This window comes from Bacillus sp. FSL K6-1106, assembly GCF_038005245.1.
Classification (GTDB): domain Bacteria; phylum Bacillota; class Bacilli; order Bacillales; family Bacillaceae; genus Bacillus; species Bacillus altitudinis.
In genome coordinates this window covers 396,079-413,460 of the sequence record NZ_JBBOSV010000002.1, presented here as the reverse complement: position 1 = coordinate 413,460, position 17,382 = coordinate 396,079, and the positions used below count along the sequence as shown (strand labels likewise).

The following is a 17,382-nucleotide window of genomic DNA, read 5'->3' as shown; positions in this document are numbered from 1 at the left end:
ATAGAGTAGATTCAAAACCTGATGTCGGACAAAGTATAAGGGTACATGTACTGATTTTCCGCATGAAGATAGGGTTTTCAATCAAAAATTTTCATAGAGAGATGAGGGGAGAAGATGAAAGCAGTCATTCTCTGCGGAGGAAAGGGAACGAGAATGAGTGAGGTCACACAAGCGCTTCCTAAACCACTTGCTATGATCGGAGATCGGCCTATTCTATGGCATATTATGAAAATCTATCAGTATTACGGTGTAGACGAGTTTATCTTATTGCTTGGATATAAAGGAGAGAAAATCAAAGAGTATTTTCTCAACTACGACTGGCGGCATCACAGCATGCAGCTGGATATGTCGACAGGAGAAATGAAGCTTTTAGGGAATTCGGAGAACTGGAAAATCACTTTTTTAGATACGGGTGAGAATACGATGACAGGCGGGCGGTTAAAGCAGGTACAGGATTATATTGGTGATGAGACATTTATGATGACGTACGGTGACGGACTTGCCAATATCAATATGTTTCATTTGCTCAAGCGCCATCAAGAGCTTGGAGCAGCTGCCACTGTCACAGGAATTGAAAAGAAATCACAGTACGGCACGCTGAAGGTGTATAACGGGATGGCACAATCCTTCTCTGAGAAGACAGACAGTATCGGGATGATCAATGGAGGATTTTTTGTGTTGTCTCCAAAGGTTTTTGATTATTTAACAGATGATGATCAATGCGTCTTTGAAGCAGAGCCTCTTCAAAATTTGGCGAATGATGGAGAGCTTGCAGTCTATGAGCACCACGGATTTTGGACAGCAATTGATACGTATAAAAACTTGAAAGAAATCAACGGCATGTGGGCAGATGGAAAACAACCATGGAAGGTTTGGTGACAGCATGAGCGGATTTTGGAATGGGAAAAACGTATTTGTGACTGGGTGTACGGGATTGTTAGGGAGTTACCTCGTCAAGGAATTGATAGATCTAGGAGCAAACGTAACAGGGCTTGTACGTGATCAGGTGCCAAGATCGAACTTATATCAAGGCAGTCAATTTGAAAAGATGAATGTCGTCCAAGGCGCACTTGAGGACATGCAAACGATAGAACGTGCGTTAGGAGAATATGAGATTGATACAGTCTTTCATTTGGCCGCCCAAGCGATTGTTGGGGTCGCAAATCGTCACCCAGTCTCTACATTTGAAGCCAATATTTTAGGAACATGGAATGTGCTGGAGGCATGCAGAAGGCAGCCGCTTATCAAACGAGTGATTGTGGCATCGAGTGATAAAGCATACGGGGATCAAGAACAGCTTCCTTATGATGAAGACATGCCGCTTAACGGCAAGCACCCATATGATGTGTCAAAAAGCTGTGCAGATTTAATTTCTCACACGTACTACAACACATATGGTCTTCCGGTTTGTATTACGCGCTGCGGTAATTTATATGGAGGCGGGGATTTGAATTTTAACCGAATCATTCCGCAAACCATCCAGCTTGTATTAGAGGGAAAGGCGCCAGAAATTAGAAGTGACGGTACCTTTATCCGTGATTATTTCTATATTGAAGATGCGGTCAAGGCTTATTTACTGCTAGCTGAAAAAATGGAGGAAAAAGGGCTTGCAGGAGAAGCATTTAACTTTAGTAATGAAATTCAGCTGACTGTGCTTGAGCTCGTTGATAAAATCTTAAAGGCGATGGGCAGTGAACTAAAACCTCGTATTTTGAATCAAGGAACGCATGAGATTAAGCATCAATATTTATCAGCAGAAAAGGCGAGAAAGCTGCTTGATTGGAAGCCTGATTACTCCATTGATGAAGGGTTAGAAAAGACAATTGAATGGTATCGTGAATTCTTTCAAAAATAGAGGTGTATACAGATGAACAGCATATATTGTACGGTTCTATCAAGTGGAAGACTTTATCAAGCTATTGCGTTTTTCTTATCGTTGAAGCAAGTAGAAGATGATGCTGTCATCAAGACGTTATGTATGGATGATGCTGCATTTGATTTGCTTCATCAAATGAATTTCCCGCATGTCGATCTTGTTCATGTGCGTGAGCTTGAAACGCCGGAGCTTCTAGAGATCAAAAAGGAACGAAATGATTCGGAATATTGCTGGACATTAAAACCGATTTGGATTGAGTGGCTATTTAAGCAGGACCAGGCGGAGGAAGTGACGTATCTTGATGCGGATTTGTTCTTTTATGAGAGTCCACAAGTGATTTTTCAAAACCAGCCTGATGCCTCTGTGCTTCTATCAAGAGGGGATATTGTCATTCCAAGCTTTGATCCAGAGGAAGTGAAGATGCTTCAGAAACTTTTAGGGCGTTATAACTCAGGCTTCCTGCATTTTAAAGGAGATGAAGCCGGCCGGAAGTGCCTGAGCTGGTGGAAAGAAGAATGTCTAAAAGAATGCAAAAATGCGCCTGGAGAAGGAAAATTTGGCGATCAAGGGTATTTGGATCATATGCCGGTGCTGTTTGAAAAAGTAGAGGATATTCAAACAAAGGGTGTGAATATTGGTCACTGGAATTATGGCCAGCATTCTTATCAGGAAGAGAATGGACGTATTTTGCTTGAGGATGGAAGCCCACTCATTTGCTATCATTTCAGTGGTTTTCGGATCTTAAGCAAAGATGATATGCAGCAAATCCATGAAAAAGGAAGAGATGACTTGCCATTTTTCCAAGAAGCCTATCGGGAAGTGCTGCGTCATGTGATTGAATCGGTAGAACAAGTCAATCCGATGTTTAACGGCTATGCCAAACTGGAGGAGGATGGCGCATGAATGAAAAGCCGAAGGTCAGCGTCATTATTCCGAGTTATAATGCGAAAGAGCGTTTAGAAGGGAGCCTCTTTTCCTTAACGCTTCAGGAAACCGATATTCCATTTGAGGTCATTGTCGCTGATAATGGGTCAACGGACGGCACGATGGAAATGCTCGAAAACATTGAGGTGAACTTTCCATTCAAAAAGGTGCGTATTCCTGTCAATCAAGGAATTGCCAAGGGGCGCAATCATGCCATTCGTGAGGCAGAGGGAGACCTCTTAATATTCCATGACAGCGATATGTTGGCAGAGCCCCAATTTATTCAAAAGCACGCAGAGGCACATGCTGATCATGAGGACCGTGTCATTTGCGGTGTTTGCTGGAAGCGAATCTACCGTTATTTTTACACCGGTTTTGATCAAGATCATGTGAAACGATTAAAAAAACAAGGGCTGTATCAGCGGAAAATGAAAGACAAAACGTCTCTTGTGTCGATGGAGGAAGTGAAAAGCGGCGCATTTCTAGAGAGAAGCTTCGACTTGCAGTCCGAATTTATTGATATCCTGAAAGACATTTTAAACACGTACGACTATGATTTAAGTTCTTATCAATTGCCGTGGCGATTTTTTATCACAAATAACTCTTCCGTCAAGCGAAAGCATGTCATGGAACTAGGGATGTTTGATGAAAAAATCGTTAGATACGGGTTTGAGGATTATGATTTAGGCATTCGTCTGCATCAGCTTGGCCTCTCATTTGAACTGCGTGAGGATATTTTGAGTGTGCATCAGGAACATCCAAGTAATTTAACGTCATTCGATGACATCAAATATAACATTTTGTATATGTGCGAGAAGTACAACAATATTGATTCGATTGATGTTCATCTGGCTTTCTCTGGACCATTTTCTCATACCGTGACAAATGATATCGTGAAAGACATTCGCCAGCTGCGTAAGAATGAAGCATATGATGATCTGCTCGCTTATTTTTTGGAGCTGCTTCATATGATCACAGAGCGGAATGTGGGCATTAAACGTGATCAAAAGGACGTGCTGACAGCAAAGCATTTCCCTTTGAAAAAGCTGTCAGAGGCGGCCCAACTTGCCAAGCAGGAACATGGATGCACGGTGCTGGCCGAGGCCATTCAAGGGCTCACAAAAGAGCTGCTGCATGTTGACTTGTTCCAAGTGGATGTGTTGTAGATGGCATCCTATCATTTCACAACCATTGTGTCGAATACCCATGTGTTTAAGCTGCTGGCGCTGATTCATTCACTTGAGCAGACGGCTCAATCATACAAACTTTCTGTCTTATGTGCTGATCCTTTGGCTTACAAGGTGTTAAGTCAGTTTCCTCATCCACATGTCCAATATGAACAGCTTGAAGATGTGGAAGATGATTCGCTGCGAAAAGCAAAGGCGGATCGTACGTTCCACGAGTATTGCTGGACGCTTAAGCCTGCGTTTCTACTCAAAATTCTTGAGTCCTCTGATGCAGATTATCTCGCTCATTTGGATACGGATTTGTATTTTTATCATGATCCAGAGGCGATATTTGCAGAAAATCCACTCGCTCATGTATTTTTGACAGATCATATGAATTCCAAGCGATTCTATCACTTTTATGAATTATCCGGCCGTTTTAATACTGGGTTTGTAGGCTGTCGAAACACAGATGTGGCCAAACGGGCTGTGACGCAGTGGAAAGAGAACTGCATTGCGCACTGTACAGTAGAAATGGATACGGAAAAAAAGACATATGGTGATCAGCGGTATGTTGAAAGATGGGTCGATGATTTTGAGGGTGTCCATGTGGTGGCATCTAAAGGTGCCAATGCAGCGATTTGGAATATTGAAAACTATAAGCTCTCCGTTGTGAAAGGAGATTTGTATCTCGACGAATGTCCACTGCTGTTCTATCATTTTTCTGCCTTTACGATCATTGATGAAAATACCTTTAATCTGAATTGGTATTACTATATGACAGAACACACTCTTGTGGATCATTTGTATATTCCGTATGCTGATTTGATTCATCTGAAAATTAAACAGGTGCAAAAGGTCTTTCCAGACTTTCAGCAGGGGTTTATTGCAAAGAAGCATGTTCCTGATACGCATTTTTATGAGATATGAAAAAACCGCTCATTTATTGAGCGGTTTTTACCTTTTATGATTCATTCCATTTGGCTATGGTCTGATCGCTTGGCAGTAAGAAGGCTAGGATGCCTAATATCGGTAAAAAGGCGACACCGATCATGGTAGGCGTTAAACCGACTGCATCAATTAATGAGCCGAGGGCAACGGATCCAATCGCTCCCATACCAAACGCAAGCCCAACCGTTAAACCAGACATTGTACCAATTTTCCCGGGAAATAGTTCTTGGGCATAGACCACGGTGACAGAGAAGCTTGAGGTCAGAATGATCCCAATGAGTCCAAGTAAAACATAAGCAAAAACTGGTCCGGCAAATGGGAGAAGCAGGGCAAGCGGAAAGGATGCTAATAAGGAAATTAAAATGACGGTTTTCTTGCCGAAGCGGTCTGCAAGCGGCCCGCCTAAAAATGTCCCAATCGCACCCAATATAAGAAATAAGAAAATATAAGTTTGTGATTCTTTAATCGTCAAACCATATTGCTCAATCGCATAAAACGCATAGAAATTCGAGATCGCATTTCCATACCAAGAACGTGCGAAAATAAGAAAGACGATAATGCCGAGTGCTGTGAGCGCTGACTTGCGGTGAAGTTCAGATCTTGCTGCTTTTGCAGGCGCTTTTTTCGCTTGTGCTCGAATGGTTTGAAGCTTTCTTGCGTACCATCTCGAAATATAGAGAAGGAAACCGACAGCAATCATTCCAACAATCGTAAACCAAGCCACACCTGGCTGACCGAGAGGGACGAGCATTAATGCAGCGATTAGCGGAGCAAAGGCTTGACCTGTATTTCCGCCGACTTGATAGATGGATTGAGCAAGACCCCGTCTAGGACCAGCTGCCATGTTGGCAACCCGTGAGCCTTCTGGATGGAAAATCGCAGAGCCGAGTCCAATAAAGACGACGCACAGTAGGATGGTCGCAAATGATGGCGCAAACGCAAGGCCGAGAATGCCGACAGCACTTGAAAATAATGCGATAGGCAGTGCATAGGGCATCGGCCGTTTATCTGTGTACCACCCGATCGCAGGCTGCATGACAGAGGAGACCATATTTAATGTAAAGGCGATTAGCCCTAATTGAGTAAAGGTCAGCCCCATTGAGCGTTCTAAAATAGGGAACATGGCAGGAATCACGGCTTGCAATGTATCGTTGAGCATATGGCAAATACCAATAATCAATAAAATAGGATAAACCGTTGAACCGGTGACCGTTTTTTGAGGTTTATTCTTTGTTTGAGCAGCAATAGCCAATGAGACTTCCTCCTTTCATTCAACTTGTTTTCTTTTTTTCATTCTCCTCATTTTATTCATAAGGTGAACTATAAAACAATAGCAAATTGTCATGATTTAGAAAAAAAGAGACACATGCGCTTGATGGAGCGTGTGTCTCTTAAGGGTTATTTATAGAAAGAAGCGATGACAGGCTTCATTTTTTGAATGACAAGTCCACTGCCTCCACGGTTTTTCACACCTTCAATCATGCCGACGAGGACGTAATCTTCTTTTTTAGGATTAAACGCAAGTAAAAATCCATTTTCAGTACCGTCTGTCGCACCTTGTTTGCTCTTTAGTTCCGCTGTTCCCGTTTTAGCGGCTATATCAGCCCCTTTTATTTGCAACGAGTGAGCGGTTCCGTTTGAATTGGTGACGACTTGAGTTAGTGCATCCTTCACCGTATTTGCTGTATCTTCTTTGATGATCTGTTTTGGTGATGCTGTTTTTTCATCCTGAATGACTCGAGGGTACACAAGCTTTCCTCCTGTTGCAAATGGAGAATAGGCATGTACTTGCTCGATCGGGGACATGAGTAATTCTCCTTGGCCATATGCTGAGTCGGCAAGTAAGATGTCTGATTTGATCCCGTCGTTAGACACTTGTGCTGGCTTCATTGTAAACGGCATGTTTAAATCATCGCCAAACCCGAATGTTTTCACTTTTTTCTCGTATTGATCTTTGCCGATTTCAAGGGCTTCCTGTCCAAAATAAATATTATCTGAGTACACGAGGGCATCGACCATATTGACTTGTTCTTTGTCATGAACCCGTGTAATGCGATAATTTCCCCATGATTGATCCTTTTGCCATTTCAGTCCATGAATGGTGCGCACTTTATTAGGTTTTGTGACACCTGTTTCCAGTCCAATCGCTGCTGTAATGGTTTTGAAAGTAGATCCTGGTGCATATCTGCTCGCATATCGAGCTTGGAATGGGAGATCAGGATTTTCACTGTATGCTTGATATTGTTTAGGCGTGATCCCGTTGGTCATTAAATTGACATCGTAAGAAGGGGTGCTAACAAGCGCTAATAAATCACCTGATGATGGGTTCATAATGGTGACAGCCCCTTTTTCACCTTTCAGCTGTTGATAGGCTTTTTTCTGTAAAGATGCATCAATGGTCAGCTTGACTGTTTTTCCGTCTTTTCGGTCTGTTTTTTGTAATGTTTCTTCAATACCTGTTTCATCATGGATAATGAGGATGCTTCCGCCATCTTGTCCTCTTAAGTTCTTGTCAAATGTGAATTCAAGGCCGGTTTTGCCGATGATTTGATCCGCCTTTAAAGCTGGATTTCTTTTGATATCATCCGCATTTGCTTTTCCCACATAGCCTGTCAGATGAGCAGCGGCTTCGTTATATGGATAGTAGCGCATTTCCTTCGTTTGATAGGTGACGCCATTTATGTCTTTTGGAATCGGCTTTTGCTCTAACATAGACTTTAGCGGGACAAATGTGTCATCTGTGACCCATGCTTGTTTCAGCTGATTTTGAATCAGCTCTTCATCTATATCAAAAGCGCTGCTGATTTTTTTGATGTTGCTTTCTTTTTCCGTGCCTGTCCCGAGCTTTCCAGGGATGATGCCAAGTGCGTGTCCACCAGTTGTTTCTGCTAACGTGCGCCCTTTTCGATCTACAATATTTCCGCGTACCGCAGGATCCGTTGTCACTTTGATGGTGTCACCCTTTTCCATTTGCGGGAAGATGAGATTTGGTTTCCAGTCTACTTTCCACTCGTTATCCTCTTCGGAGAGAACACCTTTGTAAGAGAGTTTGTTCAGTTTTCCAAGTGACGTTTTCATCGTGACTTCATAGGTGAATTGATACCCATTTCCTTTATCCTGTTTTTCTACGTTGACGTTTGAGACGTTTAGATCATTCGCACCGATGCCGCTAAAGATATGATCGTATTTTTCGGCAAGTTGTTTTTTAGAAAAGTCATTGGCTTTCAGAGAGCCGCTTGTGACCTCATTTGCCAATTTTGTGAATTCTTTTTTCTCCAGATGTTTCGTAAAGGATTCAGCGGCTTTCAGCGCCTCTTTTTCTTTGGAGAAAAGCGTATCTTTTAAGAAAAAGAGAGCAGCAGCAATCGCGATGATGCTAAGAAGGGGAATGATGACTTTTTTCTGTTTCCAAAATGATTTTCGTTGATCTGTATACAATGAAAACACCTCAATTTTTGATTAGATCCTCTATAGTTTACAGTTACTGTGTAGGATTTGTATAGTTTCTCCTATGAAAATAGACCAAGACATGAAGTGGAAATATGAATCAAGACACAGCTGCTGCTTAAGGATCTCTTCATTTTTTCTTATGATTTAAAGGATTTTTTATGTGATCATCGAATGTGAAAAATTAGAAAAAATTAAAAGCGTTTTCATGGAGGAGGAATTGTGATCGTTTATAAAAAAGTGAATCTGACTGGACTTGTTCTTGGACCGATCTTCTTTTTGCTTATTTTTTTGCTCATTCCAGAAAGTGAATTGACCTATGCAGCAAGAGTGGTACTGGGCGTTACGGCTTGGACTGCGACATGGTGGGTCACAGAAGCTTTGCCTATACCGGCTACCTCTTTATTGCCCATCATCCTTTTGCCAACACTTGGCGGGCTATCGATGGAGCAAACATCAAGAGCTTATGGAGACCCGATTGTTTTTATGTACATGGGCGGATTTATGATTGCCATTGCTATTGAAAAATGGAATTTACATAGAAGAATGGCCTTACATATTTTAAACATCATTGGCACAAGAAGTGACCGCATTGTATTAGGGGTTATGATGGCAACGGCCTTTTTATCTATGTGGATTTCAAATGCAGCCACAGCACTAATGATGCTGCCTGTGGCACTGGCTGTGATTAAAGAGGTGAAGGCGAACGATATTTTGTCTGGTGCATCTCTTGACCGATTCAGTAAAAGCATTCTATTATCGGTCGCTTATTCAGCCTCTATTGGCGGACTGGCGACACTCGTTGGGTCTGTGCCAAATGCTGTTTTTGCAGCGATGTCAAAAAAGCTATTAGATCGAGAAATTATGTTTTTTGAATGGTTTTTGTTTGGTTTTCCGGTGGCGGCTGTTCTGCTTATTCTCTTATTTCTGTATTTGACCAAGATACAGTTCAAGGTAGAGCACACAGGTGAAATGGGAGCGGCGTTTATACGGAAGGGTTTAGAGGATTTAGGCAAAATGAAACAAGAAGAAAAATGGGTTTTTGCTATTTTTCTTATGACGGCTTTTTTATGGATTTTTAAAATCTTTTTGTTTGGCGGGCTTCCTGTCTCGGATACGTCGATCGCAATCTTTGGGGCGATGCTGTTATTTCTCATTCCAGCGACAAATGGAGAGAGAATACTAGAATGGCAGGATATGAAGCAGTTGCCATGGGGGCTTTTGCTTTTGTTTGGAGGCGGGCTTTCGCTCGCTACAGGATTTGCGGAAACGAATCTAACAGGATGGATCGGGGAAAATTTACAGCATTTAAATGGGCTGTCTTACCTCATGCTGCTAATTATTTTAACGGCTTCTATTTTATTTATGACCGAAATTATGTCTAATACAGCAGTTGCGAACATGATCATTCCGATTACAGTAGGGCTTGGACTTGCAATTGGCATGGAGCCGTACGGCTTAATGGCTGCGGCTGCGTTAGCTTCCTCATGTGCGTTTATGTTGCCAATTTCCACACCGCCAAATGCGGCTGTCTTTAGTGCGGACGTGCTGAAAATATCTGATATGGTCAAGGCTGGCTTTTGGCTAAATGTGATCAGTATTGTAGCGATTGTGCTTGCGGTTTATTTCTGGCTTCCGGTCGTGCTGAGATGAAGACTTTGATCGAATGGAGACTTTTGGTGTTTTTGTTTCTTTTGGCTTCGGTACTGAAGCTGCCTTTTTGAGGTGCGGGTCCTTTGGCGTGTAATAGGTGGCTCCAATGTTGAGTCTACCTTTAAGCTGATCAATGGAAAGCTCACCAAACTCTAAATGGTAGTCAATTTTGTCCACATGCAGTGATTCAATGTGAATGTGCGTATCCTCCGAGACAGGCGGAGCAGGTGCAGACATTTTCTGCTCAAGAGCGGTGAGTCTTTTTTCCAGCTCGACGACAGATGGGGATGGACTGGCTTCGGTTTTTTTAAAGAGTGATTGAATGAAATGTTTCAAGTGGACCACAACCTTTTCTTTCGCCTTGCTCTAGTCTATGGAAAAGCTGCCCGGTATATACTTATAGAGATACATGAAAGGGGAGAAGTGCATGCTGCCTACACGCATTCAGATTACACATATGAAGACGAATACGATTGGTACAGGGTCCACGATGACATTCGGTTCGACGATCGTACGAAATCACTGCTCGACGATCAAAAGAAACAATGGTTTTGGTGAACAAAATGCCGATGGCGTGATCACGATCTTGCCGATTGAAACGATTGATGATCGTGATCTAATAGACGCAGTCAGTATCAATATTCGTCATCTATGATTATCGCAGTTGCTTTTCCTTCATCCTTTTGCAGGCGAATGTATAGCACGCCGTCTTTAAAGGCCGCATTCATTTGACCAAGAATCATATCTGGGAGCCGAATTTTTCTTTCAAACGGACCATACTTCCCTTGTTTTTGGCGAAAATCCTGTTCGTTAAAAAAGGAAAAACGCTGTCCTTTTACAACTAAATATTCACCATATGACAGCACCTGAACATCTTCCTTCCGGTAGCCAGGCAGATAAATTAAGTACTGAAATTCAGTAGGGGTTTCCACAATGTCGACTGGTGGAAACGATGCATCTGTTCCTCGCTGATCTTGCTGCGAGAATGTAAAGGGAGACGGACCATTTGCCATAAAGGGAGATCTTTGCTCATCATCGAATATCATTTTCCAAAAATCATCTCCATGCATTTGCTGGGCAATGTCCATCCACTGCTTCATTTTTTCGAAGTCCATGTGAAGACCTCCTGTTAACATACTTGATGGGTGCTCGCATATACCTATAAAAAGGAGGTTTATCTGTGGTTCAACCAACTCCGTATATCAATATTAATATTTTCATGTTAAAAATTAATTCCTTTGAAAATGCGTCGGCGGTGAATGTCGGACAAAATTTGTTAGCAGAGTGGCAAAACTCAGATAAAAAAAATCAGGGGTACGGACAGAATTTTGGAGATGCCAGCGGTTTTGTCGGAACAAAGAGCCATGTAGATGATCGAGATCAAGTGGACTCACCTGCCTCTTTTTCGCCAGCAGCTAAACCTATTCCAAGGAAGTGATGTGTGATGTTATTCTCACCCTCAGTCGTCAATGTCGGTGCTTTTAAAATCAATGCAATGGATCGGGGGGCATCACTGACGCTAGGACCTTATCAGCAGATCGATTATTTTCTCTCGATGAAATTGAACCAGGGTTTTGGTGAGGACAATGGAGATTGTTCACCGCTTGTCATTCCGATTTCAAGCGTACTCGATCCAGATATGGTGGATTCGAATTCAGTGAAAAACAGTGTGATTTAAACAAAAAAGAGACCGGGATACCCCGTGTCTCTTTTCTATTGTGTTTGATTCAGATGGCTTTTGCGTCTTGCATAGGTGAAGTACACAACGACACCAATGGCTACCCAGATGAGGAAGGCTCGCCATGTCTCCCATTTCAGTGTGGCAGCCAAGATCATACAAATGACCGCACTAATGATGGGAAGGACAGGAACAAAGGGTACTTTAAACGCTGTTTTCATATTCGGATGTTTTTTCCGGAGTATGATCACAGCGATCGAGATCACCGTAAAGGCCGCAAGTGTACCGATGCTGACTAAATTAGCAAGTGTTGATAAGTTGACGAAACCAACGATACATGCCGCAACAGTGCCTGTCAGCCAAGTGTTGGCAACCGGTGTCTTCGATTTTGGATGAACGTTTGAAAAGATTTTCGGCATGAGTCCATCTCGGCTCATGGCAAAGGTTAAACGAACCTGAGCGTAGACAAGTGCAATTAACACTGTCGTAATCCCGATAATAGCACCTGCCGATATAATACCAGCGACACTGTTCAAGCCAACCACTTGTAAAGCAAAAGCGACAGGGTCACTGACATTCAGCTTCGTGTAGTGAACCATGCCTGTTAAGACAAATGAAACCCCGATGTATAAAATGGTACAAACACCGAGCGCACCAATGATTCCGATTGGCATCGCTTTTTGTGGGTTTTTGACTTCTTCAGATGCATTAGCGATTGCATCAAATCCAAGGTAAGCAAAAAAGACAGTGGCCGCTCCAGCAATCACGCCATGGAAGCCCATTGGCATAAAAGGTGTCCAATTTTCAGGTTTAACGTAAGCAAAGCCTGAAATGATAAAGAGGAGGACAATGGCAATTTTGATGAGCACAATGATGTTATTCAGCTTTGTGCTCTCTTTTACGCCTCTTGAGACAATAAAGGTAATGAGTAAAATAATGAGTGCGCCTGGCAGGTTAAAGATGGCCCCATCAGCGGCTCCGGGTGCAGCCGATAAAGCCTTCGGTATGTGCAGACCAAATCCACTGAGCAGTGATTGAAAATAGGATGACCATCCGCTTGCCACAGCAGAGAGCGCAACAACATATTCAAGCATTAAATCCCAGCCCATTAAAAAGGCGAGGAATTCTCCAAGTGTTGCGTAAGAATACGTATAGACACTTCCTGACACTGGAATGGACGAGGAAAATTCAGCGTAGCAAAAAGCAGCAAGGGCGCATGCGATCGCAGCCAAAATAAAAGATATAATAATCGCAGGTCCCGCATCTTTCGCAGCCGCAACCCCCGTTATCACAAAAATGCCAGTCCCGACCACACAGCCAATGCCAAGCAAGATTAAATCAAATGTATTCAAAGAACGGCTCAGCCGCTTCGTTTGACTTTCAAGCATGAGCTGGTCGAGAGACTTTTTTCTAAATAAAGAACTCATGTTGACCTCCTAATGGATAAATCTTTTCGTAAGACGAATGTTAGTATATGCGTAAATGACAATTTAGTCAATTGGTTGAAAAACGCTTTAAATCACTAAAGTATTAAATGTCACAAAAGGCTAATGTGTATCAAAAGACATCCGCCGGCATGTGACAGGCGGATGTGATAACAGGAGATTTACGTTTGTTCAGCAAATATTTTTTCGTTGTACAGCACACTCGGATGGGTTGGGTAATGGGCTGAGGATGCAAGATGATGGGTTTTGGCTTGAGCCAAATCACCGAGCTGATAATAACAATAGCAAAGCTGAAGGTGAGGATACCATGTTTTATATTGTGTCAGTGTAAAGGCTGTTTCGATTTCAGGTGCCTTCAGTGCCTGCTCATACCAATAGATGGCCGCTTTGTATTTATTTTGTGCTTTGAAATGATCCCCAATCCGGCAGCAAAATTCTGGACGGGGCTGATCATATAAGAAGGATCGCAATAAGGAGGATAAGGCGGCTTCCTCAAAACCGACTGCATAATAGCAGTCAGCTAAATTTTGGCATGTGCGAATTTCATCCTCAATCCAGCATTGTTTTGTGGCTAAAAATTTGTGATAAAAGCGAATCGCCTTCACATGCTGCTTGTTATCTCGTAATTCATTAGCGAAGTAAAAGAGATCGCGAGGCGTCATCTCTTCGCCTTTTGCAAGCATGTTTTCATAAATGCGCAGATTGCGTCCAGGCTCTCCAGCGGTTGTTTTCTTACGCTTTTGATGGGTGACGGCGATATCAGCCGGTAAGATGTTGCCATACACCTGAAGAAACTCATGAACGGCCCCGTACCACTGAAAGTTCAAGGCACGTTTGACGAGCCGGTTTCTTCTATATTTAAAATTCACCTGACCGTCCTCACTAAATCCAACGTGGTAAAACATCGAGACGGCATCTACTGCGGGATCAAGCGTCTGTTTGAGCTGAAGCAGTTTTTGCTGGTCCTCTTCAAGTAGGACATCGTCGGCATCCAGCCATAAGATATACTCTTTTGTCGCATGGGAAAAAGCGAAATTGCGTGCTTTTGCAAAATGCTGGACCCATTCAAAGTCGAGTACCTTTGCTGAAAAGGAGTGAGCAATGTCCTTTGTTTGATCTGTTGATCCTGTATCAACAATGATCATCTCATCTACAATGTCTTGAACAGAAGACAGGCAGTCAGCCAAAACCTCCTCTTCATTTTTCACAATCATACATAAACTAATGGTTATCATCTTTAGATCACCTCTTCATAGTGTATCGAGCATCAAAAGGAAACATTCTTTTCAGCAGCGGGTTTTTTTAAAACTAGTTTTCTGCTACTGGCTGATTTAAAATAAAGGAAGAATCTATGTAAGGGCTGATAAAATGAGTTTATTGAATGTAGAAGGATTATATAAAACCTATGGCGAAAAAACGCTGTTTGACCATATCTCTTTTCATATAGAACCAAAGGAACGCATCGGGTTAATTGGACCGAATGGAACAGGGAAGTCAACGCTTTTAAAAGTCATTGCAGGACTTGAATCATTTGAGGAAGGCGACATCACAAAGGCAGGGACACTTGATATCGAATTTCTCGAGCAAGATCCTGAAATGAGCGGGGATGAAACGATTCTCGACTATATTTTTTCAGGAACAGCACCGATGATTCAAACGATGAAAGCCTATGAAAAGGCGCTGGCTGATTTAGAGCATGATCCACAAAACGAGGCAAAACAAGAAGCGCTTATGCGTATGCAAAATAAAATGGATCAGGACGACGCATGGGATGCGAACCTTTCTGCGAAAACGATTTTGACAAAGCTTGGCGTTAAAGATGTGAGCCGATCTGTTCATGCGTTATCAGGCGGACAGAAAAAGCGTGTGGCGATCGCCAAAAATTTAATCCAGCCTGCGGGTTTGCTGATTTTAGATGAGCCGACAAACCATCTAGACAACGCAACCATTGAATGGCTTGAAGGATATTTGAGTCAATACAGCGGGGCTGTCATTCTTGTCACCCATGATCGTTATTTCTTAAACCGCGTCGCCAATCGGATTTATGAATTAAATCAGGGGCAGCTTTACACATATAAAGGAAATTATGAAGTCTTTTTAGAAAAAAGAGCGGAACGAGAAGCAGAAGCTCAAGTAAAAGAAACGAAACGTCAAAATTTGCTTAGACGTGAGCTTGCATGGCTCAGAAGAGGGGCAAAGGCTCGAACGACAAAGCAAAAAGCACGTATCGGCAGAGTGGAAGAGCTAAAGGATCAAAAGGGACCTGATGCAAAGGGAGAGCTGGATTTTGCGATCGGTTCTCACCGGCTTGGAAAACAAGTGATTGAGGCAGAAGAGATCAGCATCACATTTGCTGGTCAAACCCTTGTGGACCAGTTCAGCGATTTAGTCGTGCCAGGTGATCGTATCGGATTTATCGGACCGAATGGAGTGGGCAAAACGACTTTACTCAATTGCCTGGCGGGTAAAATCGAACCGACGAATGGACAATTGACCATTGGACAAACAGTCCGCATTGGCTATTACACGCAGGACCATAACGAAATGAATGAAGAGCTGAATATCATTGATTACATCAAAGAAACAGCTGAAATTGTCAAAACGGCAGATGGCGTCATTGTGACAGCAGAGCAGATGTTGGAGAGATTTTTATTCCCTAGATCCATGCAGCGCACGTTTATCCGCAAGCTGTCAGGGGGAGAGCGCCGCAGATTGTATTTATTGAAGGTATTGATGGAAGAGCCGAATGTTCTCTTTTTAGATGAGCCGACGAATGATCTTGATACAGAGACGCTCAGCATTTTAGAGGATTATTTGGAGCAGTTCCCAGGCGTAGTCATCACCGTGTCGCATGATCGTTATTTCTTAGACCGAGTCGTCCATCGTCTGCTTGTGTTTGAAGGGAATGGACGTATTTCACACTTCCAAGGTGCTTACAGCGATTACATGGAGCAAGAAAAAGAACAGAAGCGGACAGAGACAAAACCAGCTGAAAAACAAGTAGAAGCTGCACCGAAAAAGAGGAAAAAACTATCCTATAAGGACCAGCTTGAATGGGATGGGATTGAAGATCGGATACAAGCACTAGAGGACAAACACCAGCAGCTCGAAGCCAGCATTGCTGAGGCTGGCAGTGATTTTGGGAAAATTCAAGAGCTGATGGACAAGCAAAAAGCCGTCGCTGAAGAATTAGAACAAGCGATGGATCGCTGGACAGAACTGTCTATGATGATTGAGGAATTAGAAAGTAATGAAAAATAAAGGCTGGTAAAAAAACTGTAGAGACATTCTACAGTTTTTTTTGATAAGAACATTTGGCATAAGCATCGTGCTGATGAATGGATTCTTCATTTCGACACTCAATTTGAAACCCTTTGATCCAGTTTTGTTCGTACAACTCTGCCGCAATTAATCTCGCAACATCCTCTACAAAACGTGGATTTTCATAGGCCTCTTCTGTCACTTGTTTTTCATCTGGTCTTTTGAGTACAGGGTAAAGGGGCGCACTCGCATTAGACTCGATGATCTGCAGTAGATCTGCTTTCATGTCATCAGGGAGTTGACCTTGTTCAAACAGCTCTACCTGAATAGATACAGTGCCGCGCTGATTATGTGCACCGTATTCACTGATTTCTTTTGAACAAGGACATAACGTTGTCACTTGAGCAGTGCAGCCAATATGACAAATCCATCCGTTTTCTTCATGAAAGTGGATGTCGTATTGCACGTCTGCATGCATCAAACCGGACTTTCCGCTGTTGGGACTCTTTTTTTCCATGTACCACGGAAAGGAAACTTGAATCGAGGCAGATGGCTGATTCATATGCTTGGCAAGCTGTGCTGTCAATTCTTTTAAGGAATCCACATCAACCGGCTTTCCGCTCTCATAAAATGAGTGAAGCTGCTCGGTGAGACGGCTCATATGAATACCTTTTTGATGAGCTGGCAAATATGTACTCAGCGTAAAATCAGCGGAAGAGGTTTGGTGCTGTGGAGCCGTTTTAGACAAAATATGTACAGGGTACGACACACGGCAAATTCCGACCTGTTCCAGATCAAAATAAAAGTCTTGTTCGGTTTGTTGGATGTCTATCATGTCCTCTTTTTGACAAGATTTTGTTCTAGCGCTTGGCGGGACAGAACCGAATTGTGCGTGTCGTTCTTTTTTGGATGGAAATGAACGCATAGGGTACCTCCTTTAAAACGTAATGATTCCTATTTATTCTGCATCAAACCACAATA

At 42.7% G+C, this 17,382-nt stretch carries 17 protein-coding genes; 10 read left to right on the top strand and 7 right to left on the bottom strand.

Annotated features, from left to right (window positions below):
• Window positions 1-114: 114 nt before the first annotated feature.
• The 5 genes from rfbF to MHI20_RS16695 are packed head-to-tail and all read left to right on the top strand — an operon-like array spanning window position 115 to window position 4,896.
• Entirely contained in the window at window positions 115-879 is a 765-nt protein-coding gene (rfbF, locus tag MHI20_RS16715; protein ID WP_008344198.1) for a glucose-1-phosphate cytidylyltransferase, read from the top strand.
• A gap of 4 nt (window positions 880-883) precedes the next feature.
• The gene (locus MHI20_RS16710; RefSeq protein ID WP_286108774.1) at window positions 884-1,855 is read left to right on the top strand and encodes a GDP-mannose 4,6-dehydratase; all 972 of its coding nucleotides are present in this window, start codon (window positions 884-886) and stop codon (window positions 1,853-1,855) included.
• Window positions 1,856-1,867: 12 nt separating this feature from the next.
• Entirely contained in the window at window positions 1,868-2,779 is a 912-nt protein-coding gene (locus tag MHI20_RS16705) for a putative nucleotide-diphospho-sugar transferase (protein ID WP_045034449.1), read from the top strand.
• Entirely contained in the window at window positions 2,776-3,966 is a 1,191-nt protein-coding gene (locus MHI20_RS16700) for a glycosyltransferase family 2 protein (RefSeq protein WP_072367872.1), read from the top strand. The genes MHI20_RS16705 and MHI20_RS16700 overlap by 4 nt, the downstream gene beginning before the upstream one ends.
• Window positions 3,967-4,896 carry a putative nucleotide-diphospho-sugar transferase gene (locus MHI20_RS16695; protein ID WP_324657811.1) on the top strand — a complete coding sequence of 310 codons (930 nt, stop codon included), beginning with the start codon at window positions 3,967-3,969 and terminating at the stop codon, window positions 4,894-4,896. It begins immediately after the preceding gene.
• A 34-nt stretch (window positions 4,897-4,930) separates the two neighbouring features.
• Here the strand turns inward: MHI20_RS16695 and MHI20_RS16690 are convergent, their stop codons facing one another.
• Both MHI20_RS16690 and pbp4 read right to left on the bottom strand, forming a co-directional pair.
• The gene (locus tag MHI20_RS16690) at window positions 4,931-6,169 is read right to left on the bottom strand and encodes an MFS transporter (RefSeq protein ID WP_100325639.1); all 1,239 of its coding nucleotides are present in this window, start codon (window positions 6,167-6,169) and stop codon (window positions 4,931-4,933) included.
• A 146-nt stretch (window positions 6,170-6,315) separates the two neighbouring features.
• Window positions 6,316-8,355 (bottom strand): penicillin-binding protein PBP4(5), encoded by a 2,040-nt coding sequence (gene pbp4, locus MHI20_RS16685; RefSeq protein ID WP_193804138.1) that lies wholly within the window; start codon window positions 8,353-8,355, stop codon window positions 6,316-6,318.
• Between the two features lie 231 nt (window positions 8,356-8,586).
• Here pbp4 and MHI20_RS16680 point away from each other — a divergent pair, with 231 nt between their 5' ends.
• On the top strand, window positions 8,587-10,017 hold the full coding sequence (locus MHI20_RS16680) for an SLC13 family permease (RefSeq protein WP_045034452.1): 1,431 nt from the start codon (window positions 8,587-8,589) through the stop codon (window positions 10,015-10,017).
• Here the strand turns inward: MHI20_RS16680 and MHI20_RS16675 are convergent.
• Entirely contained in the window at window positions 9,949-10,362 is a 414-nt protein-coding gene (locus MHI20_RS16675; protein WP_224559728.1) for a hypothetical protein, read from the bottom strand. The two genes, MHI20_RS16680 and MHI20_RS16675, sit on opposite strands and share 69 nt — an antisense overlap.
• Window positions 10,363-10,444: 82 nt before the next feature.
• Here MHI20_RS16675 and MHI20_RS16670 point away from each other — a divergent pair, with 82 nt between their 5' ends.
• The gene (locus MHI20_RS16670; RefSeq protein ID WP_056705606.1) at window positions 10,445-10,672 is read left to right on the top strand and encodes a hypothetical protein; all 228 of its coding nucleotides are present in this window, start codon (window positions 10,445-10,447) and stop codon (window positions 10,670-10,672) included.
• Here the strand turns inward: MHI20_RS16670 and MHI20_RS16665 are convergent.
• Window positions 10,653-11,132, bottom strand: coding sequence for an Hsp20/alpha crystallin family protein (locus MHI20_RS16665; protein ID WP_008344182.1), 480 nt, complete (start codon window positions 11,130-11,132; stop codon window positions 10,653-10,655). The two genes, MHI20_RS16670 and MHI20_RS16665, sit on opposite strands and share 20 nt — an antisense overlap.
• A gap of 65 nt (window positions 11,133-11,197) precedes the next feature.
• On the opposite strand from MHI20_RS16665, the gene MHI20_RS16660 reads away from it, so the two are divergent.
• Entirely contained in the window at window positions 11,198-11,455 is a 258-nt protein-coding gene (locus MHI20_RS16660; protein ID WP_008344180.1) for a hypothetical protein, read from the top strand.
• 6 nt (window positions 11,456-11,461) lie between these two features.
• Window positions 11,462-11,695 carry a hypothetical protein gene (locus tag MHI20_RS16655; RefSeq protein ID WP_008344178.1) on the top strand — a complete coding sequence of 78 codons (234 nt, stop codon included), beginning with the start codon at window positions 11,462-11,464 and terminating at the stop codon, window positions 11,693-11,695.
• Between the two features lie 35 nt (window positions 11,696-11,730).
• On the opposite strand, the gene MHI20_RS16650 is transcribed toward MHI20_RS16655, so the two are convergent.
• Window positions 11,731-13,122 carry an amino acid permease gene (locus MHI20_RS16650; protein ID WP_061418304.1) on the bottom strand — a complete coding sequence of 464 codons (1,392 nt, stop codon included), beginning with the start codon at window positions 13,120-13,122 and terminating at the stop codon, window positions 11,731-11,733.
• A gap of 179 nt (window positions 13,123-13,301) precedes the next feature.
• The gene (locus tag MHI20_RS16645) at window positions 13,302-14,375 is read right to left on the bottom strand and encodes a tetratricopeptide repeat-containing glycosyltransferase family 2 protein (RefSeq protein ID WP_041090656.1); all 1,074 of its coding nucleotides are present in this window, start codon (window positions 14,373-14,375) and stop codon (window positions 13,302-13,304) included.
• Window positions 14,376-14,508: 133 nt separating this feature from the next.
• Between MHI20_RS16645 and MHI20_RS16640 the strand changes: the two genes are divergently transcribed.
• Window positions 14,509-16,401, top strand: a complete 1,893-nt coding sequence (locus tag MHI20_RS16640; RefSeq protein WP_041506629.1) for an ABC-F family ATP-binding cassette domain-containing protein — start codon at window positions 14,509-14,511, stop codon at window positions 16,399-16,401.
• Between the two features lie 28 nt (window positions 16,402-16,429).
• On the opposite strand, the gene folE2 is transcribed toward MHI20_RS16640, so the two are convergent.
• A complete protein-coding gene (folE2, locus tag MHI20_RS16635; RefSeq protein ID WP_056705599.1) occupies window positions 16,430-17,326 on the bottom strand; it encodes a GTP cyclohydrolase FolE2 in 897 nt (298 codons plus the stop codon).
• Between the last annotated feature and the right edge of the window lie 56 nt (window positions 17,327-17,382).

Excerpts from the sequence above, each read along its gene's own strand:
- MHI20_RS16695 (WP_324657811.1), top strand. The coding sequence starts at position 3,967 with ATGGCATCCTATCATTTCACAACCATTGTGTCGAATACCCATGTGTTT.
- MHI20_RS16640 (WP_041506629.1), top strand. The coding sequence starts at position 14,509 with ATGAGTTTATTGAATGTAGAAGGATTATATAAAACCTATGGCGAAAAA.
- MHI20_RS16670 (WP_056705606.1), top strand. The coding sequence starts at position 10,445 with ATGCTGCCTACACGCATTCAGATTACACATATGAAGACGAATACGATT.
- MHI20_RS16705 (WP_045034449.1), top strand. The coding sequence starts at position 1,868 with ATGAACAGCATATATTGTACGGTTCTATCAAGTGGAAGACTTTATCAA.
- MHI20_RS16710 (WP_286108774.1), top strand. The coding sequence starts at position 884 with ATGAGCGGATTTTGGAATGGGAAAAACGTATTTGTGACTGGGTGTACG.
- rfbF (WP_008344198.1), top strand. The coding sequence starts at position 115 with ATGAAAGCAGTCATTCTCTGCGGAGGAAAGGGAACGAGAATGAGTGAG.
- MHI20_RS16700 (WP_072367872.1), top strand. The coding sequence starts at position 2,776 with ATGAATGAAAAGCCGAAGGTCAGCGTCATTATTCCGAGTTATAATGCG.
- MHI20_RS16665 (WP_008344182.1), bottom strand. The coding sequence starts at position 11,132 with ATGGACTTCGAAAAAATGAAGCAGTGGATGGACATTGCCCAGCAAATG.
- MHI20_RS16645 (WP_041090656.1), bottom strand. The coding sequence starts at position 14,375 with ATGATAACCATTAGTTTATGTATGATTGTGAAAAATGAAGAGGAGGTT.
- folE2 (WP_056705599.1), bottom strand. The coding sequence starts at position 17,326 with ATGCGTTCATTTCCATCCAAAAAAGAACGACACGCACAATTCGGTTCT.
- MHI20_RS16650 (WP_061418304.1), bottom strand. The coding sequence starts at position 13,122 with ATGAGTTCTTTATTTAGAAAAAAGTCTCTCGACCAGCTCATGCTTGAA.
- MHI20_RS16655 (WP_008344178.1), top strand. The coding sequence starts at position 11,462 with ATGTTATTCTCACCCTCAGTCGTCAATGTCGGTGCTTTTAAAATCAAT.